Source organism: Micromonospora haikouensis, assembly GCF_900091595.1.
In the GTDB taxonomy this organism is placed as follows: domain Bacteria; phylum Actinomycetota; class Actinomycetes; order Mycobacteriales; family Micromonosporaceae; genus Micromonospora; species Micromonospora haikouensis.
Genome location: NZ_FMCW01000088.1, coordinates 1 through 1,557, shown reverse-complemented (window position 1 = coordinate 1,557; position 1,557 = coordinate 1). Strand labels below are relative to the sequence as shown.

2 protein-coding genes are annotated in these 1,557 nt (G+C 58.1%); both read right to left on the bottom strand.

Features of this window, described 5'->3' with window-relative positions:
• Positions 1–510: 510 nt before the first annotated feature.
• The gene (locus GA0070558_RS33205) at positions 511–867 is read right to left on the bottom strand and encodes a phosphoenolpyruvate hydrolase family protein (protein ID WP_141722441.1); all 357 of its coding nucleotides are present in this window, start codon (positions 865–867) and stop codon (positions 511–513) included.
• Positions 867–1,557 (bottom strand): polymorphic toxin-type HINT domain-containing protein (locus GA0070558_RS35275; protein ID WP_256092273.1); only part of this gene is annotated, 691 nt, incomplete at its 5' end. The genes GA0070558_RS33205 and GA0070558_RS35275, both read right to left, overlap by 1 nt.

Here is a 1,557-nt window from a genome sequence, read left to right as displayed (position 1 = left end):
CCATATCCAGCGCCGTCCGGTATGGACGTTAAGCCCGTGTCATCCCACTCGGCCGCCGAACCTTGCTGAGATCACCTCAGTAGGCTGAGCTCAGCTGAGCGGGATGACGCCAACCAGGCCCAATCCAAGTTGGGCATCGGTTCGCGTCAATCAACCGACATGAACCCCATGCCCGATTTTGATGGTGGTTCCGGGCTGGCCCGGTCTCCGTGTTTACCCCCCGAAAACCCCGGCCCAAGGGTGCCGGGTCTGCTGCGCCGAGAGAAGCCACCGTGCACATCGACGCTATCGACAGGTGGCTGTGCCTGTCGTCGAATGATTGAGATGTATCTCTCCAGTTCGGGAACCGCTGCGCCCGGCCATCGCGCCGGCGAGGATCGCAACACCGAAATGACTTTGCCGGGACCATCACGGAAGAGCCGCCCACTACGGTGAGTGGCCGTAATGGGCGGCTGTCAAGGTCCATTGAATTCAATTCAGGGAATAGTGCGGGAGTTCTGTCGAATATATTTATGCCATCAGCAGTCTGTCCCGCACGACTATCTCATTCCCCACGAGTACTTCCAGTTCGCCCGCCAAGCCCGTCGATTCAAGCGCCACGCGCACGCGGAAGCTTCCATCTTCGGCACCGACAGTGAAGTTCGTTACTGACTCCCGCAGCAAATCCAGGCGCAATGCATTGCCCGAAGAAACTTGAATCCGGAAGGAGCGACCTGGCACGTCATATGAAATGAGGACATTATCCCCGGATGCGGCGGTCAGCCGAAGGGCGCATACTGTAGGTTCGCCTTCAACCGCTTCAGGGGAAACGCCTAGCGTGTCAAGCAGTTCTGCATCCGACGGAACTACAAATTGCCTATACTCCATTACCGACCTCCGCGAGGAATAACCGTCGTCATCCGAAGGCGGTCGCCGGTCACTTGCCAGGTGGTCTCAAGGTGTAAGAAGCCACCCGGGCCAGCGAACAACGAGTCTCGGATCTGGAATTCGCCATGCTCGTTCTTGAACGTACGCAGGATGTTCGAGTCAGATCCCACCACTTCATCGAAGTGCGATTGCAGGAGCCCGCGACCTTCTGCGTTGTTGTATACGCCAACCCTAGCAAACTGCGCCTGATTTTGCGCCGAGCGGGCAGCGTTGTGCGAGTTGGAGGCAACGTTGCCGAACATGTAGTCGAACTTGCCGGGGTCAACAATAGCGCCACCGCAGTTGTGCACGAGTACCGGTGTTGTGCCGGCGATCACATAGTACGTGTGGACCTCGGCGATCGTAAGGTCGCGCATCGGCGCTTCGCCGAGGAAGTTGTGAACCTTCTCCACGGTGGCTGGGATGCCTGACAGCGTCCTCAGCGCTTCCTTCTCCTGGAGATCCGCCGCATTTATCCACATATTGCGGCTTTTGCTCCAGAATGGATGATGCTGCGTCGTCTTTAGCGGTTCGACCGAGGCACCGTTGATTCGAATGGAGAGATCCGTAAGTGAGGTGATCTCAGCAAGGTTCGGCGGCCGAGTGGGATGACACGGGCTTAACGTCCATACCGGACGGCGCTGGATATGG